At 60.6% G+C, this 18,545-nt stretch carries 17 protein-coding genes and 1 pseudogene; 13 read left to right on the plus strand and 5 right to left on the minus strand.

What is annotated here, in order from left to right:
* The first annotated feature begins 30 nt into the window (after nucleotides 1-30).
* Nucleotides 31-1,140 (plus strand): efflux RND transporter periplasmic adaptor subunit, encoded by a 1,110-nt coding sequence (locus K5R89_RS05870; RefSeq protein WP_087827110.1) that lies wholly within the window; start codon nucleotides 31-33, stop codon nucleotides 1,138-1,140.
* Complete coding sequence (locus tag K5R89_RS05875; protein WP_217259224.1) at nucleotides 1,137-4,238, plus strand: efflux RND transporter permease subunit; 3,102 nt, start codon at nucleotides 1,137-1,139, stop codon at nucleotides 4,236-4,238. The genes K5R89_RS05870 and K5R89_RS05875 overlap by 4 nt, the downstream gene beginning before the upstream one ends.
* A gap of 49 nt (nucleotides 4,239-4,287) precedes the next feature.
* On the opposite strand, the gene lldD is transcribed toward K5R89_RS05875, so the two are convergent.
* A complete protein-coding gene (gene lldD / locus K5R89_RS05880; RefSeq protein ID WP_048297731.1) occupies nucleotides 4,288-5,472 on the minus strand; it encodes an FMN-dependent L-lactate dehydrogenase LldD in 1,185 nt (394 codons plus the stop codon).
* Nucleotides 5,473-5,762: 290 nt separating this feature from the next.
* Nucleotides 5,763-5,852 (minus strand): annotated as a pseudogene (locus K5R89_RS27365) (hypothetical protein); the annotation flags it as partial.
* On the opposite strand from K5R89_RS27365, the gene K5R89_RS05885 reads away from it, so the two are divergent.
* The 8 genes from K5R89_RS05885 to K5R89_RS05920 all read left to right on the plus strand — a co-directional run bounded on the left by K5R89_RS05885 (nucleotide 5,851) and on the right by K5R89_RS05920 (nucleotide 13,139).
* The gene (locus K5R89_RS05885) at nucleotides 5,851-6,048 is read left to right on the plus strand and encodes a hypothetical protein (protein WP_004203090.1); all 198 of its coding nucleotides are present in this window, start codon (nucleotides 5,851-5,853) and stop codon (nucleotides 6,046-6,048) included. The pseudogene K5R89_RS27365 and the gene K5R89_RS05885 sit on opposite strands and share 2 nt — an antisense overlap.
* Nucleotides 6,049-6,528: 480 nt before the next feature.
* On the plus strand, nucleotides 6,529-6,906 hold the full coding sequence (gene sufA / locus K5R89_RS05890) for a Fe-S cluster assembly scaffold SufA (protein ID WP_044523821.1): 378 nt from the start codon (nucleotides 6,529-6,531) through the stop codon (nucleotides 6,904-6,906).
* 2 nt (nucleotides 6,907-6,908) lie between these two features.
* Nucleotides 6,909-8,396 (plus strand): Fe-S cluster assembly protein SufB, encoded by a 1,488-nt coding sequence (sufB, locus tag K5R89_RS05895; protein ID WP_087827108.1) that lies wholly within the window; start codon nucleotides 6,909-6,911, stop codon nucleotides 8,394-8,396.
* A gap of 16 nt (nucleotides 8,397-8,412) precedes the next feature.
* A complete protein-coding gene (gene sufC, locus K5R89_RS05900; RefSeq protein ID WP_048335957.1) occupies nucleotides 8,413-9,159 on the plus strand; it encodes a Fe-S cluster assembly ATPase SufC in 747 nt (248 codons plus the stop codon).
* The gene (gene sufD, locus K5R89_RS05905; RefSeq protein ID WP_087827107.1) at nucleotides 9,134-10,408 is read left to right on the plus strand and encodes a Fe-S cluster assembly protein SufD; all 1,275 of its coding nucleotides are present in this window, start codon (nucleotides 9,134-9,136) and stop codon (nucleotides 10,406-10,408) included. The genes sufC and sufD overlap by 26 nt, the downstream gene beginning before the upstream one ends.
* A complete protein-coding gene (gene sufS, locus K5R89_RS05910; RefSeq protein ID WP_044523815.1) occupies nucleotides 10,405-11,625 on the plus strand; it encodes a cysteine desulfurase SufS in 1,221 nt (406 codons plus the stop codon). Before sufD ends, sufS begins: the two co-directional genes overlap by 4 nt.
* 11 nt (nucleotides 11,626-11,636) lie before the next feature.
* Nucleotides 11,637-12,053 carry a cysteine desulfuration protein SufE gene (gene sufE, locus K5R89_RS05915; RefSeq protein ID WP_023290073.1) on the plus strand — a complete coding sequence of 139 codons (417 nt, stop codon included), beginning with the start codon at nucleotides 11,637-11,639 and terminating at the stop codon, nucleotides 12,051-12,053.
* Nucleotides 12,054-12,152: 99 nt separating this feature from the next.
* Nucleotides 12,153-13,139, plus strand: coding sequence for a L,D-transpeptidase family protein (locus tag K5R89_RS05920; protein WP_023290072.1), 987 nt, complete (start codon nucleotides 12,153-12,155; stop codon nucleotides 13,137-13,139).
* A 61-nt stretch (nucleotides 13,140-13,200) separates the two neighbouring features.
* Here K5R89_RS05920 and K5R89_RS05925 read toward each other — a convergent pair whose 3' ends face one another.
* Together K5R89_RS05925 and pykF are read right to left on the minus strand one after the other, a co-directional pair.
* Nucleotides 13,201-13,437, minus strand: a complete 237-nt coding sequence (locus K5R89_RS05925; RefSeq protein ID WP_002908860.1) for a major outer membrane lipoprotein — start codon at nucleotides 13,435-13,437, stop codon at nucleotides 13,201-13,203.
* 314 nt (nucleotides 13,438-13,751) lie between these two features.
* Nucleotides 13,752-15,164, minus strand: coding sequence for a pyruvate kinase PykF (pykF, locus tag K5R89_RS05930; RefSeq protein WP_087827106.1), 1,413 nt, complete (start codon nucleotides 15,162-15,164; stop codon nucleotides 13,752-13,754).
* Nucleotides 15,165-15,301: 137 nt separating this feature from the next.
* On the opposite strand from pykF, the gene K5R89_RS05935 reads away from it, so the two are divergent.
* Both K5R89_RS05935 and fumD read left to right on the plus strand, forming a co-directional pair.
* On the plus strand, nucleotides 15,302-15,433 hold the full coding sequence (locus tag K5R89_RS05935) for a hypothetical protein (protein ID WP_032428887.1): 132 nt from the start codon (nucleotides 15,302-15,304) through the stop codon (nucleotides 15,431-15,433).
* Between the two features lie 236 nt (nucleotides 15,434-15,669).
* The gene (fumD, locus tag K5R89_RS05940; RefSeq protein WP_004203074.1) at nucleotides 15,670-15,882 is read left to right on the plus strand and encodes a fumarate hydratase FumD; all 213 of its coding nucleotides are present in this window, start codon (nucleotides 15,670-15,672) and stop codon (nucleotides 15,880-15,882) included.
* 17 nt (nucleotides 15,883-15,899) lie between these two features.
* Here the strand turns inward: fumD and K5R89_RS05945 are convergent, their stop codons facing one another.
* The gene (locus K5R89_RS05945) at nucleotides 15,900-16,538 is read right to left on the minus strand and encodes a TetR/AcrR family transcriptional regulator (RefSeq protein ID WP_023290070.1); all 639 of its coding nucleotides are present in this window, start codon (nucleotides 16,536-16,538) and stop codon (nucleotides 15,900-15,902) included.
* A 126-nt stretch (nucleotides 16,539-16,664) separates the two neighbouring features.
* Here K5R89_RS05945 and K5R89_RS05950 point away from each other — a divergent pair, with 126 nt between their 5' ends.
* Complete coding sequence (locus K5R89_RS05950) at nucleotides 16,665-18,518, plus strand: bifunctional sugar phosphate isomerase/epimerase/4-hydroxyphenylpyruvate dioxygenase family protein (protein WP_087827105.1); 1,854 nt, start codon at nucleotides 16,665-16,667, stop codon at nucleotides 18,516-18,518.
* The last annotated feature ends 27 nt before the right edge of the window (nucleotides 18,519-18,545 follow it).

An 18,545-nucleotide genomic window follows, 5' to 3' on the forward strand; every position in this document is an offset into this window, starting at 1 on the left:
CACCAACCGGTCTTTTCATTAAGGTGACCCATGCTCAGGCTCAACGCCGTCCATTTTGCCGTCTGCCTCCTGCCGCTGGCCCTCGCGGGCTGCGGCGAACCTGCCGACCATGACGATCCCCGCACGCGGCCGCCGCTGGTGCGGGTGGCCACTGTCGAGCGCGCGGAGGCCAGCTCGCGAGCCTTTACCGGCGTGGTGGTGGCTCGTACCCAAAGCGACCTCGGCTTCAGGGTGGCGGGAAAAGTCCTTGAACGGCTGGTAGAGACCGGGCAGAGCGTCCGGCGCGGTCAACTGCTGTTGCGCCTCGATCCGGCTGATCTTGCCCTGCAGGCGCAGTCCCAACAGCGGGCGGTCGACGCCGCGCGGGCACGAGCCAAAAAGGCGGCTAACGATCTGGCCCGCTATCGCGGCCTGGTGGCCAGCGGCGCCGTCTCGGCGGCGGAGTTCGATCAGTTCAACGCGGCGGCAGAGGCGGCGAGAGCCGACCTCAGCGCGGCCCAGGCGCAGGCAAACGTGGCGCAAAACGCCACCGGCTATGCCGGACTGCTGGCGGACGCTGACGGCGTGGTAGTGGAAACGCTCGCCGAGCCGGGGCAGGTGGTCAGCGCCGGGCAGGTGGTGATCCGCCTGGCGCGAGCGGGGCAGCGCGAAGCGCGGGTGCAGCTTCCGGAGACGCTGCGCCCGGCGGTCGGCAGCGAGGCGCTGGCGACACGCTATGGCAGCGAATCTCAGCCGGTCACCGCAACCCTGCGCCTGCTTTCGGACGCGGCTGACGCCGCCACCCGCACCTTTGAAGCGCGCTATGTGCTGAACGGCGCGCTGGCGAACGCCCCGCTGGGGTCTACCGTAACCCTGCGCATCGGCAACGACCAGGGGCCAGGCGAGGTGCTGGAGGTGCCCCTGGCGTCGGTCTACGATCCGGGCAACGGCCCTGGCGTCTGGCGCGTTGCCTCCCGCCCGGCCACCGTCTCCTGGCAACCGGTGACGGTGGTCGGCCTGAATGATGAAACGGCGCGGGTGACCGGTCCGCTGAAGCCCGGGGAGCCGATCGTCGCTCTGGGCGCCCATCTTCTGCACCAGGGCGAGGCGGTGCGGCTGGCGGAACGACGCGAGCATACTGCCGCCGGGAGCCAGCCATGAGCGACGGACGTTTTAATCTCTCCGCGCTGGCCGTCCGCGAGCGGTCGGTGACCCTGTTTTTGATTATCCTTATTTCGGTCGCCGGGCTGGTGGCCTTCTTCGGGCTCGGGCGGGCGGAAGATCCGCCCTTCACGGTCAAGCAAATGACGGTCATCACCGTCTGGCCGGGCGCCACCGCGCAGGAGATGCAGGATCAGGTCGCCGAGCCGCTGGAGAAACGGCTCCAGGAGCTGAAGTGGTACGATCGCACCGAGACCTATACCCGCCCCGGGATGGCGTTGATCACCTTATCGCTGCAGGATCAGACCCCGCCTTCCGAGGTGCCGGAGCAGTTTTATCAGGCGCGCAAGAAGCTGGGCGATGAGGCGAAAAACCTGCCTGCCGGCGTCTCCGGTCCGATGATGAATGACGAATTCGCCGATGTCACCTTTGCCCTTTTTGCGATGAAGGCGCGGGGAGAGCCGCCCCGGCAGCTGGTGCGTGACGCCGAAACCCTGCGCCAGCAGCTGCTGCATGTTCCCGGGGTGAAAAAAGTGAATATTCTCGGCGAACAGGCGGAGCGCATTTATCTCTCGTTTTCTCATGACCGTCTCGCCACCCTGGGGCTCTCGCCGGAGGCGATTTTTGCCGCGCTGAACAGTCAGAATGTGCTGACCGCGGCCGGGGCTATCGAGACCCGCGGCGGGCAGATCTTTATCCGCCTCGACGGGGCGTTCGACCGCCTGCAGCAGATCCGCGACACGCCGATAATTGCCGGGGGCAGAACGCTGAAGCTCGCCGATGTCGCCACGGTTGAGCGGGGGTATGAAGATCCCGCCACCTTCCTGATCCGCAATCAGGGCGAACCGGCGCTGCTGCTCGGCGTGGTGATGCGCGAGGGCTGGAATGGACTGGCGCTGGGGAAAGCGCTGGACGCCGAAACGGCCAGCATCAATCAGAGCCTGCCGCTCGGCATGTCGTTGACGAAAGTGACCGATCAGTCGGTGAATATCAGCGCCGCGGTCGATGAGTTCATGATCAAATTCTTTGTCGCCCTGCTGGTGGTGATGGCGGTGTGCTTTGTCAGCATGGGGTGGCGCGTGGGGGTGGTGGTCGCGGCGGCGGTGCCGCTCACCCTGGCCGTAGTGTTTGTGGTGATGGCGGCCACCGGCAAAAACTTCGACCGCATCACCCTCGGGTCGCTGATCCTCGCCCTGGGGCTGCTGGTGGATGATGCCATTATCGCCATCGAAATGATGGTGGTCAAAATGGAGGAGGGGTACGACCGCCTCAAAGCCTCGGCTTATGCCTGGAGCCATACCGCGGCGCCGATGCTGGCCGGCACCCTGGTGACGGCGGTGGGCTTTATGCCCAACGGGTTTGCGCAATCCACCGCCGGGGAGTATGCCAGCAATGTGTTCTGGATCGTCGGTATCGCGCTAATTGCCTCCTGGATTGTGGCGGTGATTTTTACCCCCTGGCTGGGCGTGCACCTGCTGCCGGAGAGGAAGTCCGCGGCGGCGGGCCACGCCGCGCTGTACGACACCCCACGCTATCAGGGCTTTCGCCGGCTGCTGACCCGGGTTATCGCCCGCAAATGGCGCGTGGCCGCCGGGGTGGTGGTGCTGTTTATGGTGGCGTTACTGGGAATGAGCGTGGTGAAAAAGCAGTTTTTCCCCACCTCCGATCGCCCGGAAGTGCTGGTTGAGGTGCAGATGCCTTACGGGTCGTCGATTATCCAGACCAGCGCCGCGACGGCGAATATTGAGCGCTGGCTGCAGCAGCAGCCGGAGGCGAAGATTGTCACCAGCTATATCGGCCAGGGCGCGCCGCGCTTTTACCTGGCGATGGCCCCGGAGTTGCCGGATCCCTCCTTTGCCAAACTGGTGGTATTGACCGACGGCCCGGCCTCTCGCGAGGCGCTTAAGCTGCGGCTGCGGGAGGCGGTGGCCAATGGCCTGGCGCCGCAGGCGCGGGTGCGCGTCACGCAGCTGGTTTTTGGTCCTTATTCGCCGTATCCGGTCGCCTGGCGGGTGATGGGGCCCGATCCGCATACCCTGCGCGACATCGCCGATCGGGTGAAATCGGTGCTGCAGGCCAGTCCGCTGATGCGCACCGTCAATAGCGACTGGGGTTCGCGCGTGCCGGTGATGCATTTCAGCCTCAATCAGGACCGGCTGCAGGCGAGTGGGCTCAGCTCCCAGGCCGTCGCCCGGCAGCTGCAGTTCCTGCTGTCAGGGATCCCCATCACCACCGTCCGGGAAGATATTCGCGCCGTGCAGGTCATCGGCCGCGCGGCGGGGGATATCCGTCTGGATCCGGCGAAAATCGCCGATTTCACCCTGGTGGGCAGCGACGGGCAGCGAGTTCCCTTGTCGCAGATCGGTGAAGTCGAGATCAGGATGGAAGAACCCCTGCTCCGTCGTCGCGACCGCACGCCGACCATTACCGTCCGGGGCGATGTCGCGGATAAACTGCAGCCGCCGGATGTCTCCACCGCGCTGATGACGTCGCTGCAGCCCATTATCGACTCCCTGCCGCCGGGGTATCGCATCGAGACGGCGGGGTCAATCGAGGAGTCCGGCAAAGCCACCCGGGCGATGGTGCCGTTATTTCCGATCATGATCGCCCTCACGCTGCTGATCATTATCCTGCAGGTGCGCTCCCTGTCGGCGATGGTCATGGTCTTCCTGACCGCCCCGCTGGGGCTGATTGGCGTGGTGCCGACGCTGCTGCTGTTCAATCAGCCGTTTGGCATCAATGCCCTTGTGGGCCTGATCGCCCTGTCGGGGATCCTGATGCGAAATACGCTGATCCTGATTGGTCAAATCCACCATAACCAGCAGGCGGGGCTCGATCCGTTCCACGCGGTGGTGGAGGCGACGGTGCAGCGAGCCCGTCCGGTTCTGCTGACCGCGCTGGCGGCGATCCTGGCGTTCATTCCGCTGACGCATTCGGTTTTCTGGGGGACGCTCGCCTATACGCTGATTGGCGGGACGCTGGGGGGAACCATCATGACCCTTATCTTCCTGCCGGCCATGTATGCGATCTGGTTCCGCATCCGCCCGGCGCGCCCGGCTGACGCAGCGCAACGGCCGGCGCTGGACCCGCAGGGGTAATTTCGGTTGCCGGGTCAAGGCACGCGGTCAGGCCCGGCCCCGGGCTGCGTCAGGCAGATAAGGATACCGGGACCGCACGGCTGCGCTGTTGATCTTTTTCCAGCCGGTCGAGGCAATCGAGGCTGATGGCCGAGGGGGAGGTGGCGCCGGTGAGGGTCATGGTGACCTTCATATCCTCGGCAAATAAGCGCAGCAGGTGCGCCACGCCCGCTTCGCCCGCGGCGGCCAGGGCATAAATATAGGCCCGACCAAGCAGGACCCCCTTCGCGCCGAGGGCGAGCAGGCGAATAACGTCCACGCCGGAGCGCACTCCGGAGTCGGCAAGGACCGTCAGATCGTCGCCGACCGCCTCCGCCACCCGCGGCAGCGCCCGGGCGGTGGGGATGGCGCCATCGAGCTGTCTGCCGCCGTGATTGGAGACCACAATGCCGTCGGCGCCCAGCCGCACGGCATTGCGCGCATCCTCGGCATCAAGGATCCCTTTGATGATCAGCTTTCCTGGCCAGCTGTCGCGGATCCACTCCAGATCGTGCCAGGCGATGGACGGGTCGAAGTTGTTGCTGATGAACCCCATATAGTCGTCCATGGTCATTTTGTGGCCGGTATAGGCTTCGATATTACCGAACGACAGGGGCCTGCCCGCCAGGCCGACGTTCATTGCCCAGCGCGGGTGGGTGCAGGCCTGAAGATACTGTCGCAAGGTGGCGTGCGGCCCGGACATTCCTGAGCGGTTGTCCCGATACCGTGAGCCGGGGATCGGCATATCGACAGTGAATACCAGGGTTTTCATGCCGGCGGCCCAGGCGCGCTCCAGCGCGTTACGCATGTAGCCGCGATCTTTCAGGACGTACAGCTGGGACCAGAGCGCGCCGCTGGCGTGGCTCGCCACCTCCTCAATGGAGCAGACCGACACGGTGGACAGCGTGTAAGGGATCCCGGCGCGGGAGGCGGCGCGGGCCGCCTGGACTTCGCCGCGGCGGGCATACATGCCGGTGGCGCCGACCGGCCCCAGCGCCACGGGCATCGCCCATGGGGCATCAAGGATGGTGGTGGCCAGCGTCGGTTCACCCGCCCCGCACAGCACGCGCTGGCGAAGGGCGACCGAGGCGAGCTCGGCGGCATTGGCGTTCATGGTATTTTCCGCCACCGCGCCACCGTCAATATAGTCAAAAAGGAAACGGGGCAGACGGCGACGAGCGGCTTCGCGATAATCGCTGGGGGCTGAAACAATCATAATTATATCCTTATGTCTTTTAACCTAAGTGGATGTTCTGCAGGCAAAAAAACTATAGGCTTCTTAAAATCGTTGGGGAAATGAAATATTAGCATCTCAGCCATTCCCTAATGGAATAATCTGGATTCGTCGCTTAAAGGGTTATTTCTTTTTTTTTCCTCAGGCACGCGCGTTATTTTTATTTATTTACGCGAAGCGTGAATTCGGCCAAATAAAAGACCCGACGTGGTGCGATAGCGTTATGCGCTATCGCCATAGCAAGGAAGCGAGGTCAACTCGGCGCCTGCCTTTTCCAGCAGGCGTAAAGAAAGTGAATTTGAAATGGAGCAGTGGCTATCTTTTGCTAGCCTTTCTGAGGAGGACAGACGGAGCGACACCATGAAAGATAAAGATGAACAAACGGCATTGATTGGCATGGCTATCGGCGCGGCGGTCATTAGCTTAGTGGCGACCCAAAAGCAGATTAATCAGGGGAGTATCGTGGATGAGCTGGTGCGGCTGGGCAGACAGAAGGGGGATGGGGTGGAGGATGAGGTCTTTGTCCAGGCCGCCCGCCTGGTGAGAAAAGGGACCTAGCCAACCGATAGCCTTCCTGACTACCCGTTTCATCGCGGTTTACATCCCCCCCGATCGCGGCCACGTCCCCGCCAGGCCGCGACCGCCCCTGCCGAAAGCGTCGCGCCTTGACGCTTTCTTCTCACGCTTTCTCATTCCGCAGGCCAGCGCCTGTTCAGCGCGCATGGCCGCTTAGTGACGTCGTCACTTTTTCCGTTTCTGCGCCAGGGTGAATCAGGAAGGTGGTCTGCTGCTATCGCATAAATCGGTATTTTCGATACATCTTTGCCATTGCGTGCGGTAACAGAACAATATCAGAATAACATATTATAAATCATATGATTAGGTTCGACTTGCGTACCCTGATAATCCCCGGGCAAGGGTCTATGCTTATAAAAAGCGCTAAATGAGGCAATACCCCTGCTGGAGAAGGGTTGAAGTGATAATCATTATCACTAACATGGCGGTATGCCTTGATGGCGCCAACCTGGAGGTCTATCGATGGAAGTACAAGCAGGAACCTTTAATCCCGCCGATTTCAGCTGGCAGGGACTGACCATGACGCCGGCCGCTGCCGCGCATATTCGCGATCTGATGCGTAAGCAGCCGGACAAAAAGGGGCTACGGCTGGGTATCAAAACCAGCGGCTGCGCCGGTTTTGGCTATGTGCTCGAAATGATTGCCGAGCCGGCGCCCGACGATCTGCTCTTTGAATCTGAAGGGGCGAAGCTGTTTGCGCCGCTGCAGGCGATGCCGTTCATTGACGGCACGGAGCTGGATTACGTCCGGGAAGGTTTAAATGAAATCTTTAAATTTCATAACCCGAAAGCGCAGCACGAGTGCGGCTGCGGCGAAAGTTTTGGGGTGCAGGCGGAGTAACTATGTCGCGTAATACTGAAGCAACAGACAATGTCAAAACCTGGACCGGCGGCCCGCTCAATTATAAAGAGGGCTTTTTCACTCGCCTGCAGACCGATGAGCTGGCCAAAGGCATTAATGAAGAGGTGGTTCGCGCCATCTCCGCCCGCCGCAATGAGCCGCAGTGGATGCTGGAGTTCCGGCTCAATGCCTACCGGGCGTGGCTGGAGATGGAAGAGCCGCACTGGCTGAAGGCGCATTACGATAAGCTGAATTATCAGGATTACAGCTACTATTCCGCCCCCTCCTGCGGCAACTGCGATGAGACCTGCGCCTCCGAGCCCGGCGCGGTGCAGCAGACCGGGGCCAACACCTTCCTGACCAGCGAGGTGGAAGAAGCCTTTAACCAGCTGGGCGTGCCGGTGCGCGAAGGGCGCGAGGTGGCGGTGGACGCGATATTCGACTCGGTGTCGGTGGCGACCACCTACCGTGAAAAGCTGGCGGAGCAGGGGATCATCTTCTGCTCTTTCGGCGAGGCGATCCACGACCATCCGGAACTGGTGAAAAAGTATCTGGGGACCGTGGTGCCGGGCAATGACAACTTCTTTGCCGCGCTGAACGCCGCGGTGGCTTCGGATGGCACCTTTATCTATGTGCCGAAGGGCGTCCGCTGTCCGATGGAGCTGTCGACCTATTTCCGCATCAACGCCGAAAAGACCGGCCAGTTTGAACGCACCATTCTGGTGGCCGATGAAGGCAGCTACGTCAGCTACATTGAGGGCTGCTCGGCGCCGGTGCGCGACAGCTATCAGCTGCACGCCGCGGTGGTGGAAGTCATCATCCATAAAGACGCGGAAGTGAAATACTCCACGGTGCAGAACTGGTTCCCGGGGGATAACAACACCGGCGGGATCCTCAACTTTGTCACCAAGCGCGCCCTGTGCGAAGGGGAGAACAGCAAAATGTCATGGACCCAGTCGGAAACCGGCTCGGCCATCACCTGGAAATACCCCAGCTGCATCCTGCGCGGCGATAACTCGATCGGCGAATTCTTTTCGGTGGCGCTGACCAGCGGCCATCAGCAGGCGGACACCGGCACCAAAATGATCCATATCGGCAAGAACACCCGCTCGACCATCATCTCGAAAGGGATCTCCGCCGGACACAGCCAGAACAGCTATCGCGGGCTGGTCAAAATCATGCCGACCGCCACCAACGCCCGCAACTACACCCAGTGCGATTCGATGCTGATTGGCCCGGACTGCGGGGCGCATACCTTCCCGTATGTGGAATGTCGCAACAACAGCGCCCAGCTGGAGCACGAAGCGACCACCTCGCGGATCGGTGAGGACCAGCTGTTCTACTGCCTGCAGCGCGGGATCAGCGAAGACGATGCCATCTCGATGATCGTCAACGGCTTCTGTAAAGACGTCTTCTCCGAACTGCCGCTGGAGTTCGCCGTCGAAGCGCAAAAATTGCTGGCCATTAGCCTTGAGCATAGCGTCGGCTGATTATTAAGGAAAAAAGATGTTAAGTATTCAAGATTTACACGTCGCCGTCGAAGATAAAGCGATCCTGCGCGGGCTGAACCTTGCGGTGCGTCCGGGGGAGGTCCACGCCATTATGGGGCCGAACGGCTCGGGGAAAAGTACGCTTTCGGCCACCCTGGCCGGGCGCGAAGATTACGAGGTCACCGGCGGCAGCGTCGAATTTAAGGGCAAAAACCTGTTGGAGCTCGCCCCGGAAGATCGCGCCGGGGAAGGCATCTTTATGGCCTTCCAGTATCCGGTGGAGATCCCCGGCGTCAGCAACCAGTTCTTCCTGCAGACCGCGCTGAATGCCGTGCGCAGCTATCGCGGCCAGGAGCCGCTGGATCGCTTCGACTTTCAGGATTTAATGGAAGAGAAAATCAGGTTGCTGCAGATGCCGGAAGATCTGCTGACCCGTTCGGTGAACGTGGGTTTCTCCGGCGGCGAGAAAAAGCGCAACGACATTCTGCAGATGGCGGTGCTTGAGCCGGAGTTGTGCATTCTCGATGAATCGGATTCCGGGCTCGACATCGATGCCCTGAAAATCGTCTCCCAGGGCGTGAACGCGCTGCGCGACGGCAAACGCGCCTTCATCATCGTCACTCACTATCAGCGCATCCTTGACTATATCAAGCCGGATTATGTCCATGTGCTGTATCAGGGGCGGATTGTGAAGTCGGGGGATTTCACTCTCGTCAAACAGCTGGAGGAGCAGGGCTATGGCTGGCTTACCGAACAGCAGTAATGCGCTGCAGCAGTGGCACCATCTGTTTGAAGCGCAGGGCGACCAGCGTACGCCGGAGGCCAGCCAGCATCTGCAGCAGCTGTTGCGCCTGGGTCTGCCGACGCGCAAGCAGGAGGACTGGAAATACACCCCGCTGGACGCGCTGATTAACGGCCGCTTCGTCGCCGATGAGGGAGCGTCGATCAGCGCCGAACAGCGTGACGCGCTGGCGCTGCCGCTGGACGCCTGGCGACTGGTGTTTATCGACGGTCGCTATCATCCTGAGCTGAGCGACGATCTTGCCGCCAGCGGCGTGGAGGTCAGCGTCGATAACCAGCGCCAGCAGCTGCCGGATGCCCTCCAGCCGGAGGTGTTTCTCCATCTGACCGAAAGCCTGGCGCAGACGGTGACCCGCCTGCGCGTGCCGCGCAACCGCCGCCTGGATAAGCCGCTGCTGCTGATGCATATCACCCGCGGCCTGGCCGGCGATGCGCTGAATACCGCTCACTATCGTCACCACCTGGCGCTGGAGAGCGGGGCGGAGGCGACGATTATCGAGCACTATCTTAGCCTTGATGAGCAACCGCACTTCACCGGCGGGCGGCTGACCATGACGGTGGCGGACAACGCGCGCCTGCAGCACATCAAGCTGGCGTTCGAGAACGCGCACAGCTACCACTTCGCCCATAACGACCTGCTGCTGGGCCGCGACGCCTCGGCTTTCAGCAGCAGTTTCCTGCTCGGCGGTCAGGTACTGCGTCATCACACCAGCACGCGTCTGGGCGGCGAAAACAGCGACCTGCGTCTTAACTCGCTGGCGATGCCGGTGAAAAATGAGGTCTGCGACAGCCGCACCTGGCTGGACCACCAGGTGGGGTACTGCACCAGCCGCCAGCTGCATAAAACCATTGTCAGCGATAAGGGCCGGGCGGTGTTTAACGGGCTGATCAACGTCGCGCCGCATGCGCTGAAAACCGACGGCCAGATGACCAACAACAATCTGCTGCTCGGGCGGCTGGCGGAGGTCGACACCAAACCGCAGCTGGAGATTTACGCCGATGACGTGAAATGCAGCCACGGGGCGACGGTAGGGCGCATTGACGAAGAACAGCTGTTCTATCTGCGCTCGCGCGGGATTGAACAGCAGGCGGCGCAGCAGATGATCCTCTACGCCTTCGCCGCCGAGCTTACCGAAGCTATCCGCAGCGACGCGCTCAGAGAGCAGGTGCTGGCGCGGATTGGAGAGCGTTTGCCGGGAGGCACAGCATGACATTTTCAGTAGAACGGGTTCGCGCCGATTTTCCGGTACTGAGCCGGGAGGTCAACGGCCAGCCGCTGGTCTATCTTGACAGCGCCGCCAGCGCCCAGAAACCGGAGGCAGTGATTGGCGCCGAAGCGGAATTCTATCGCCACGGCTACGCGGCGGTGCATCGTGGGATCCATACCCTCAGCGCGGAAGCCACCGCGCGGATGGAGGCGGTGCGCCAGCAGGCGGCCATCTTCCTTAACGCCGGCTCGGCGGAGGAGCTGGTATTCGTGCGCGGCACCACCGAGGGCATTAACCTGGTGGCCAACAGCTGGGGAAACGCCAACGTCGGCGCCGGGGATAACATCATCATCAGCGAGATGGAGCACCACGCCAACATCGTACCGTGGCAGATGCTCTGCGCCAGGGTAGGGGCTGAGCTGCGGGTGATCCCCCTCAACCCGGACGGCACCCTGCAGCTGGACGTGGTTCCCGGGCTGTTTGACCAGCGTACCCGCCTGCTGGCGATAACCGAAGTCTCCAACGTGCTGGGGACGGAAAACCCGCTGTCGGCGCTGATTGCCCTTGCGCATCAGCATGGCGCGAAAGTGCTGGTGGACGGCGCCCAGGCGGTAATGCACCACCCGGTGGACGTTCAGGCGCTGGGCTGCGATTTTTATGTCTTCTCCGGCCATAAACTGTACGGCCCGACCGGGATCGGCGTGCTCTACGCCCGGGCCGAGCTGCTGCAGACAATGGCGCCATGGGAAGGGGGCGGGTCGATGATCGCCACCGTCAGCCTGACGGAGGGCACCACCTGGAACCAGGCGCCCTGGCGCTTTGAGGCCGGCACGCCGAATACCGGGGGGATCATTGGCCTCGGCGCGGCGCTGAGCTACGTCAGCCAGCTGGGACTGACCCAGATCGCCGAATACGAGCAGACGCTGATGCGCTACGCGCTGGAGGCCCTGCGCGCGGTGCCGGATCTGATCCTCTACGGTCCGGCGCAGCGCAAAGGGGTGATTGCCTTTAACCTCGGCCAGCATCACGCCTATGACGTCGGCAGCTTCCTCGATAACTACGGGATCGCCGTGCGGACCGGGCATCACTGCGCCATGCCGCTGATGGCCCGCTATCAGGTACCGGCCATGTGTCGGGCGTCGCTGGCGATGTACAATACCACGGAAGAGGTGGACCGCCTGGTGGCCGGCCTCCAGCGGATCCACAAACTATTAGGGTAAAGGACGTGACGATGGCGGCATTACCGGACAAAGACAAACTGTTGCGCAATTTTAGCCGTTGCGCCAACTGGGAAGAGAAGTATCTCTATATCATTGAGCTGGGCCAGCGGCTGCCGCCGCTGAGCGCCGAGGAGCACAGCCCGCAGAACATTATTCAGGGCTGTCAAAGCCAGGTGTGGATCGTGATGGCGCAGGATCCTTCCGGCGTTGTCACCCTGCGCGGCGACAGCGATGCGGCGATTGTCAAAGGGCTGATTGCGGTGGTGTTTATCCTTTATGACCGGATGACCGCCCAGGACATCACCGAGTTCGACGTCCGCCCGTGGTTTGAAAAAATGGCCCTCACCCAGCATCTTACCCCCTCCCGCTCGCAGGGCCTCGAAGCCATGATCCGCGCGATACGCGCGAAAGCCGCAAATATTAGCTAGAATAAACAGGTAGATTTCATTCTGTTACGTCCGGCAGGGCGCTGCCCCTGCCGCCGTTCAGTCTCCTGGCGTTTTATCAGCGAAAGAAGGAATCTCAGTATGAAACGCAAAACGATGATCGCTTTAGCCCTTCTCGGCGCCCTTGGCGCCACCCCGGCCGCCTGGGCCGTCGATTACCCGCTGCCTCCGGCCAACAGCCGGCTGATTGGCCAGAACCAGTACTGGACGGTTCAGGAGAGCGATCGCAACCTGCAGGCGATTGCCCGCCATTTCGATACCGCGGCGATGCTGATCCTTGAAGCCAACGATACCATCGCGCCGGTGCAGCCGAAGCCCGGGACCCAGGTGCTGATCCCTTCTCAGATGCTGCTGCCCGACGTGCCGCGGGAGGGGATTGTCGTCAACCTCGCGGAGCTGCGGCTGTACTACTTCCCGCCGGGAGAGAATCAGGTCCAGGTTTATCCCCTGGGCATCGGCCAGTTAGGGCTGGAAACGCCGGAGATGACCACCCGCGTCGGGCAGAAGATCCCTAACCCGACCTGGACACCCACCGCCGGCATCCGCGCGCGCTCGCTGGAGAAAGGGGTGACGCTCCCGGCGGTGGTGCCGGCCGGGCCGAATAACCCGCTGGGCCGCTATGCGCTGCGTCTGGCCTACGGTAACGGCGAATATCTCATCCACGGGACTAACGCGCCGGACAGCGTTGGGCTGCGCGTCAGCTCGGGCTGTATGCGGATGAACGCCGATGACATCAAGGCGCTGTTCAGTCAGGTGAAAACCGGGACGCCGGTGCGGATCATCAATCAGCCGGTGAAGTTTGCCGTCGAGCCGGATGGTAAACGTTACGTAGAGGTCCACAGGCCGCTGTCGCAGACGGAAGGGGAAAACACCCGGACCATCGCTTACACGCTGCCAGCGGCGTTTCACGCCTTCGCTGAGGATAAAGCGGTGGATGACCTGCAGCTGAAAAAAGCGATGTCGAGAAGGGCGGGCTATCCGGTGGTGGTATCGACGGGGGCGGGTAGCGCGGCGACGTCGCTGTCGGCGCAGAACAGTTCGTCTGACAACGGCCTGCTCACCCAGTAGCCCTCAGCGCGAGGGCAAAAAAAATGGCGCACAGAGTGCGCCATTTTTATTACCAGAACTCTTACTTACGGTAAGAGTGAGCCTGGTTGTCCAGACGCTGGTTAGCGCGAGCTGCGTCGTCTTTAGCAGCCTGAACGTCGGAACGCATTGCGTTCACGTCGTTGCTCAGCTGGTCAACTTTAGCGTTCAGAGTCTGAACGTCAGAAGACAGCTGATCGATTTTAGCATTGCTGGAGCAACCAGCCAGCAGAGTAGAACCCAGGATTACCGCGCCCAGTACCAGTTTAGTACGATTCATTATTAATACCCTCTAGATTGAGTTAATCTCCATGTAGCGTTACAAGTATTACACAAACTTTTTTGGGATGAGAATATTTTTTTTACCTGAACGCACTTATTTTTGATCGTTCGCTCAAAGAAGCATCGAATTGGTCAAAATCGCTGAAAAAGGCGAGTGAAAACAGCGCGCTTCCATCGGATTCATCTTAGATAATCTCTTATTAAATAGTAAATTCCGATTTGCATTTTTAATAGGAAGAGCTAGTCGATGAATAAAAAAAAAGCGCCCCGAGAGGCGCTTTATTAAAAAAAAACCAATTAACCTGTAAATTATTACAGCACGTGCACGGAAGCGGTATTAGTGGTGCCGCTCGGGACTAATGCGCCAGAGACCATCACCACCACGTCGCCTTTGCGCGCGAGGCCGCTCTTCAGCGCCAGATCTTTACCCAGGTGATAGAAATCATCCGTAGAGGCAATCTCTTCCACCAGCTGCGGCACAACGCCCTTGCTCAGCACCAGCTGGCGAGCAGTGGTTTCGTTGGTGGTCAGCGCCAGGATGGTGGCATCCGGGAAGTATTTGCGCACAGCGCGTGCGGATTTACCGCCCTGGGTGGCGACCACGATCAGCGGCGCTTCCAGTTTCTCAGCGGTTTCTACCGCGCCGCGGCACACCGCTTCGGTGATGCGCAGTTTACGGTTGTCGTTGTTGAAATCCAGACGGCTGGTCATGACGCGGTCGGTACGTTCGCAGATGGTCGCCATGATGGTGACCGCTTCCAGCGGGTATTTACCTTTCGCCGATTCGCCGGACAGCATTACCGCATCGGTGCCGTCGAGGATGGCGTTGGCCACGTCGCCGGCTTCAGCGCGGGTCGGACGCGGGTTTTTGATCATGGAGTCCAGCATCTGGGTCGCGGTGATAACCACTTTGCGCGCGCGGATACATTTTTCGATGATCATTTTCTGCGCGAAGATAACTTCTTCAACCGGGATCTCAACGCCCATGTCGCCACGAGCAACCATGATGCCGTCAGAGGCTTCGAGGATTTCGTCGAAGTTGTTCAGGCCTTCCTGGTTTTCGATTTTGGAGATGATCTGGATGTTTTCGCCGCCGTGGGCTTTCAGGTGCTCACGGATCTCGACGACGTCGGAACGCTTACGGATGAAGGAGGCCGCGACGAAGTCCACGCCCTGTTCGCAACCGAAGATCAGGTCCTGTTTGTCTTTTTCCGCCAGCGCCGGCAGGGCGATAGAGACGCCCGGCAGGTTCACGCCTTTGTTCTCGCCAAGGTCGCCGTTGTTCAGCACTTTACAGATAACTTTGTTACCTTCGATAGCGGTCACTTCCATGCCGATCAGGCCATCGTCCACCAGAACGGTGTTGCCGACGCTCAGGTCAGAGGTGAAGCCTTCATAGGTTACCGCAACGATTTCGTTGTTGCCGATGACCGATTTATCGGTGGTGAAGGTGAAAGTCTGGCCCGCTTTCAGGGAGACGTCGTTGCCGCCTTCCAGCTTGATGGTACGAATTTCCGGTCCTTTGGTGTCCAGCAGAATAGCGGCTTTCTTACCGGTTTTGCTCATCACATTGCGCAGGTTCTGGATGCGCTGACCGTGTTCCGCATAGTCACCGTGGGAGAAGTTCAGACGCATCACGTTCATGCCGGCTTCCAGCATTTTGGTCAGCATCTCTTCAGATTCGGTTTTCGGACCGATGGTGCAAACAATTTTGGTCTTTTTCATGACAGTTTTAGTCTTTAAGTTGTGAAGGATATGGAATTCTCGCTCCGCGGGCGCACTGCCGGGGAGCCAAACCTGTATTACGAAAGTTGCTAAGCCACGCCCTAAGGATAGGTGACAACCCCGAAGCGTGCAGAAGAATGTGTGCTGGCGGTTCAGCCCATGAAATGTGGCAAGGTGTTATGCGTTTTATCATGCAGTCCAATGCGCTGAAACCATTCAAGAAAGAATCGAAGCGCATTATACGCTGGCGAAATCAAAAAGGAAAATAAAAACCTCGTTTCAAATTATGGACAAAACGCGTAACAAAACCGGCACGTTATGCATAAAACTATGCAACACATTTTTTCATCAGGCGGGATGAAAAGGGGCGGCGGAAAGGGAATTTTTTCCCGTCATTAAGCGGTAAAATGCGCCATTGACCCGGTAACGGGAGGATGATTTGCGTTGCCGGAAAAATCTATCAATAATGATTTGATTGATAATGAGAAAATGCGAGCCAGACTCAATGGGAAATAAAGCGAAAGACGACGAGCTGTACCAGGAAATGTGCCGCGTGGTGGGCAAAGTGGTGCTGGAGATGCGTGACCTTGGCCAGGAGCCGAAACACATTGTCATCGCCGGCGTGCTGCGCACCTCGCTGGCGAACAGCAAAATCCAGCGTTCACCCCTCACCGAGGAGGCAATGGCGAAGGTCATTCACGCCCTCTCCGGACACTGACGCCTTTCGCCGGCGGGTCAGGAAATCACGAAGCGGACCACCGCCCGGACGGCAATGTCGCAGTGGTGGGCCACCATCGCTTCATCGTCAATGGCGGGCAGCGGATCGTCAAGGTACAGACTGCTGAAGGTGTAGAAATTCGACACCTGATAAAAGCTAAAGCTGCTGATTAACCGGTGCACATCGCGCGCTTCCAGCCCCGCCTGAAAGACCCCCTGCTGCTGGCCGCGCTGCAAAATGTCTTCCAGAATCGACAGGGCGGTACGATTCAGCGGCTTCAGCTCTCCCGAGGTCTTCAGCCACTTGCCGCGCTGCATGTTCTCCATGCAAATCACCCGCATATAGTCCGCGTGGGTGGCGTGATAGCGCACGCTCCAGCGCACCAGCCGCACCAGCGCCTCTACCGGCGGCACATTCTCCAGCCCCAGCTGCTGCTCGGTTTCGCGGATCCGCGCATACACATGCTGCAGCACCTCCTGATAGAGCTGCTCTTTGCTTTTGAAGTAGTAGACCACCATGCGCTTGGTGGTCTGCGCCTCGGTGGCGATCTGCTCCATGCGGGCGCCTGACAGCCCGTGTTCGGCAAAGACGGCGATAGCGGCGCTGAAGATCCGCTCCTTCAGAGATTGTGCTTCATCATGAGCAACGGCGGTCATGGCAACTCCTTTTTCTTGGGTGACAAAAAATACACATAATGATCACAATTTAGCAACCTGGTATGGCGAAAATGAACCAAATGATACATATTCAAGGCTCACGTCAGCTGTTGACCCGAGGACCTTATGCTGCGCTCTATCGCCACCGTTTCGATTTCCGGCACCCTGCCAGAGAAGCTGCACGCTATTGCGGCGGCGGGGTATCAGGGTGTGGAAATTTTCGAGAACGATTTGCTCTATTATACGGGGACGCCGGCGGAAATCCGCCAGCTGGCCGCCGATTTAGGGTTAAAAATCACGCTTTTTCAACCCTTTCGCGATTTTGAAGGCGCCAGCCGGGCGCAGTTTGCGGCCAATATGGCCCGCGCCAGACGCAAATTTGCGCTGATGCGCGAGCTGGGCTGCGACACGCTGCTGCTGTGCAGCAATGTGCAGCCGGACTGCTCGGCGGATAGCGAACTGCAGGTGGCGGACCTGCGGGCGCTGGCCACGCTGGCGGAAGAGGAGGGGATCGCTATCGGCTATGAGGCGCTGGCCTGGGGAACCCATGTGAACCGCTGGCAGCAGGCCTGGGAGCGGGTGCAGCGGGTGGACAGCCCGGCGCTGGGCCTGGTGCTCGACAGCTTCCATATCCTGGCCCGGGGCGACACCCTCGACGCGCTGCCATCGGTGCCGGTGGAGAAAATCACCTTCGTTCAGCTCGCCGATGCGCCGTATATGAAAATGGATCTCCTGGAGTGGAGTCGCCATTTCCGCTGCTTCCCCGGGCAGGGGGAGCTGCCGCTGGAGGCGTTTGCCGAGCAGATCACCCGCTGCGGCTATCGCGGCCCCTGGTCGCTGGAGATCTTTAATGACGGTTTTCGCGCCTCGCCGAACGGCGCGACGGCCAAAGATGGCTATCGTTCGCTGCTGTGGCTGGAGGAGCAGACTCGTCGCCGGCTCCCGGCGTGCGATGCCGATCTGTTTTCACCGCCGCCACCGCCGGTCTGTCATGGGCTGGAGTTTATCGAATTCGCCGCCAGCGTCGCCGAGGCGCAGCGCCTGGGGCAGCACCTGCAGGCGCTGGGTTTTCAGCACGAGGGAAGCCACCGCTCCAAACAGGTCACGCTGTGGCGCAACGGCGGGGCGCGGATCGTGATAAACCATCAGTCGCACAGCTGGGCCGATCACTTTTATCAACGCCACGGGGTATCGCTCTGCGCGATGGCGCTGCGGGTCGACAGCAGTGCGCCGATTGTCGCTCGCGCCCGCGCGCTGGGGTATGCCACCTGGCAGGGCGACGCCGGGCCGAACGAAACGCCGATCCCGGCGATCTGCGCCCCTGACGGCAGCCTGGTCTATCTCATCGATGCCGGGGAGGCGATCTACGAGCGCGACTTTCTCCTGCGCGATGGCGTGACGGTGCGCGAAGATTACCTCGGCATCGACCATCTGGCGCTGGGGATGGAAGCCGACAGCCGCGACAACTGGGTGATGTTCTTCCGCACGGTGTTTGGTTTTACGCTCGAACATGAGCAGACGCTGCCGGATCCCTATGGGCTGGTGCGTAGTCTGGTGGTGCGCAGCCCGCAGGGGGAGATCCGCCTGGCGCTGAATATCTCCCAGAGCCGGGCGACGCAGATCGCCCGCTCGGTCGCCTGCTACCAGGGGGCGGGGCTGCAGCATGCCGCCTTTGCCTGCCGCGATCTGCCGGCCACCTGCGACCAGCTCGCCGCGGTTGCCGATCATGCGCTGCCGATCCCGGCCAATTACTATGACGATCTGCTGGCGCGCTTTGGCGGCGAGCTGGACGTCGGGCAGCTCCAGCGGCGGCAGCTCCTCTACGACCGCGATCCGCAGGGCGGAGCGTTCCTGCATCTGTATACCCGGCCCTTCATCGCCGGGCGCTTCTTCTTTGAATTAACCGAACGACGGGCAGGCTACGCGCTCTATGGCGCGACGAATGCGGCCGTCCGTCTGGCGGCGATGCAGTATTGTTAGCCTGAATCAAATGGTTCATTATGCCTG

This window comes from Klebsiella sp. TF21-TM (assembly GCF_019753495.1).
Taxonomy (GTDB): Bacteria; Pseudomonadota; Gammaproteobacteria; order Enterobacterales; family Enterobacteriaceae; genus Klebsiella; species Klebsiella quasipneumoniae.

What these genes read in the sequence shown, in the direction of transcription:
- K5R89_RS05870 (WP_087827110.1), top strand. Translation starts at nt 31, where the DNA reads ATGCTCAGGCTCAACGCCGTCCATTTTGCCGTCTGCCTCCTGCCGCTG.
- K5R89_RS05875 (WP_217259224.1), top strand. Translation starts at nt 1,137, where the DNA reads ATGAGCGACGGACGTTTTAATCTCTCCGCGCTGGCCGTCCGCGAGCGG.
- lldD (WP_048297731.1), bottom strand. Translation starts at nt 5,472, where the DNA reads ATGATTGTTTCAGCCCCCAGCGATTATCGCGAAGCCGCTCGTCGCCGT.
- K5R89_RS05885 (WP_004203090.1), top strand. Translation starts at nt 5,851, where the DNA reads ATGAAAGATAAAGATGAACAAACGGCATTGATTGGCATGGCTATCGGC.
- sufA (WP_044523821.1), top strand. Translation starts at nt 6,529, where the DNA reads ATGGAAGTACAAGCAGGAACCTTTAATCCCGCCGATTTCAGCTGGCAG.
- sufB (WP_087827108.1), top strand. Translation starts at nt 6,909, where the DNA reads ATGTCGCGTAATACTGAAGCAACAGACAATGTCAAAACCTGGACCGGC.
- sufC (WP_048335957.1), top strand. Translation starts at nt 8,413, where the DNA reads ATGTTAAGTATTCAAGATTTACACGTCGCCGTCGAAGATAAAGCGATC.
- sufD (WP_087827107.1), top strand. Translation starts at nt 9,134, where the DNA reads ATGGCTGGCTTACCGAACAGCAGTAATGCGCTGCAGCAGTGGCACCAT.
- sufS (WP_044523815.1), top strand. Translation starts at nt 10,405, where the DNA reads ATGACATTTTCAGTAGAACGGGTTCGCGCCGATTTTCCGGTACTGAGC.
- sufE (WP_023290073.1), top strand. Translation starts at nt 11,637, where the DNA reads ATGGCGGCATTACCGGACAAAGACAAACTGTTGCGCAATTTTAGCCGT.
- K5R89_RS05920 (WP_023290072.1), top strand. Translation starts at nt 12,153, where the DNA reads ATGAAACGCAAAACGATGATCGCTTTAGCCCTTCTCGGCGCCCTTGGC.
- K5R89_RS05925 (WP_002908860.1), bottom strand. Translation starts at nt 13,437, where the DNA reads ATGAATCGTACTAAACTGGTACTGGGCGCGGTAATCCTGGGTTCTACT.
- pykF (WP_087827106.1), bottom strand. Translation starts at nt 15,164, where the DNA reads ATGAAAAAGACCAAAATTGTTTGCACCATCGGTCCGAAAACCGAATCT.
- K5R89_RS05935 (WP_032428887.1), top strand. Translation starts at nt 15,302, where the DNA reads ATGTGTGCTGGCGGTTCAGCCCATGAAATGTGGCAAGGTGTTATGCGT.
- fumD (WP_004203074.1), top strand. Translation starts at nt 15,670, where the DNA reads ATGGGAAATAAAGCGAAAGACGACGAGCTGTACCAGGAAATGTGCCGC.
- K5R89_RS05945 (WP_023290070.1), bottom strand. Translation starts at nt 16,538, where the DNA reads ATGACCGCCGTTGCTCATGATGAAGCACAATCTCTGAAGGAGCGGATC.
- K5R89_RS05950 (WP_087827105.1), top strand. Translation starts at nt 16,665, where the DNA reads ATGCTGCGCTCTATCGCCACCGTTTCGATTTCCGGCACCCTGCCAGAG.